The 1,285-nt window shown below is 68.7% G+C and carries 2 protein-coding genes; one reads left to right on the top strand and one right to left on the bottom strand.

All coding sequences use genetic code 11. The features are described from left to right. Positions 1-162: 162 nt before the first annotated feature. A complete protein-coding gene (locus C5O18_RS09765) occupies positions 163-957 on the top strand; it encodes a murein L,D-transpeptidase catalytic domain family protein (RefSeq protein WP_105193429.1) in 795 nt (264 codons plus the stop codon). A 75-nt stretch (positions 958-1,032) separates the two neighbouring features. On the opposite strand, the gene C5O18_RS10605 is transcribed toward C5O18_RS09765, so the two are convergent. Beyond that, a partial coding sequence (locus tag C5O18_RS10605; protein ID WP_158249333.1) for a hypothetical protein occupies positions 1,033-1,285 on the bottom strand: 253 nt, incomplete at its 5' end.

Raw genomic sequence — 1,285 nt, 5'->3', positions numbered from 1 at the left:
GCAGCAGATGTGTCAGGCGTTGTCCGGAGGTCATCGGTCCTTTTCCCTTGAGATGGCCGCCGGGCGGCCCCATAGTGTGAAGATGATTCAGGTCGCGCGTACCGGATGCACCGAACGGGTGCATCCGGCATGAGCCCCAAGCATAAGTCACGGAGTCCCTGCATGAGAACGCGGCTGCGCCAGGTCGGGTTGATGCTCCTGCCGTTTTTCGCGGCGGGACCGGTCACGGCAGCGCCGTCGCCGCTGGCCGTGTCTCCGCTGCCCGGGTCGCCACTGGCAATGACACCGCCGGCAGACGCGGAGACCGGTGGTGATGCCGCCGCCGAACTCGGACGCGCGCTCGCCAGCGCGGCGCCGGACATCGACCGTTCGGTGCTGGGCCTGGCCCTGCAGTCGCTGCAGTGCGCCACCCGCGACGGCATGCCGGCGTCATCTCGGCTGGCGGTGATCGACTATTCGCGGCCGTCGCTGCAGCCGCGGCTGTGGGTCTTCGACCTGGAGCGGCGCAAGCTGATGTTCCGCGAGCTGGTCGCCCACGGCCGCAACTCCGGCGACAACCTGACCCGCTTCTTTTCCAACGAGAATGGCAGCCTGGCCAGCAGCATCGGCCTGTTCCGCACCGACGAGACCTATGTCGGCAGCAACGGCTACTCGCTGCGGCTCGACGGCCTCGAGCCCGGTTTCAACGACCGCGCCCGCGAACGCGCCATCGTCATGCACGGCGCGCCCTACGTGAACGACAGCATCGGCGGCAGCCTGGGCCGCCTCGGCCGCAGCTGGGGCTGCCCGGCGGTGCGCCTGGGCGTGGCGCGCCAGCTCATCGACACCCTCAAGGGCGGCCAGTTCCTGTTCTCCTACTATCCCGACCAGCGCTGGCTGAAGACCTCGCACCTGCTCAGCTGCGACCAGCCGCGCGGCCGGCCGCAGGCCGTGGTGGCCGACAACAGCCGTTCCTGAGGCCGGCAGCATCCTGCAGACAAGAAAAAGGGCCGATCCGTTGCCGGACCGGCCCTTTTTCGTGTTGCCCGCGGCTCAGGGTGCCGGGTGCTTGGCGAACCAGCCGGCGAAGGTACCGGTGGCCATGCCCAGGGCGTCCAGCGCGGCCTCGCTGTAGGCCTGGTTGTTGGTGACCGCGATGTTGCTACTGCGGCTGCTGGCGGCGCCACCGGCATTGGCCAGGCCCATGCCCTTGCCGAGCGCGTCGAAGATGCTCTTGGCGGCGGAGTTGTCCTGCTTGGCGACTTCGCGGATGTCGCCGAAGCCGAGGTTGCTGACAAAAGGCTGG

This window comes from Amnimonas aquatica, assembly GCF_002943415.1.
Taxonomy (GTDB): domain Bacteria; phylum Pseudomonadota; class Gammaproteobacteria; order Pseudomonadales; family Moraxellaceae; genus Perlucidibaca; species Perlucidibaca aquatica_A.
The sequence above is the reverse complement of the archived record's forward strand: the minus strand, read 5'-3'. Positions and strand labels throughout refer to the sequence as shown.

Bases quoted from the DNA above. Each gene is read 5' to 3' on its own strand.
- C5O18_RS09765 (WP_105193429.1), top strand. From the start codon at position 163: ATGAGAACGCGGCTGCGCCAGGTCGGGTTGATGCTCCTGCCGTTTTTC.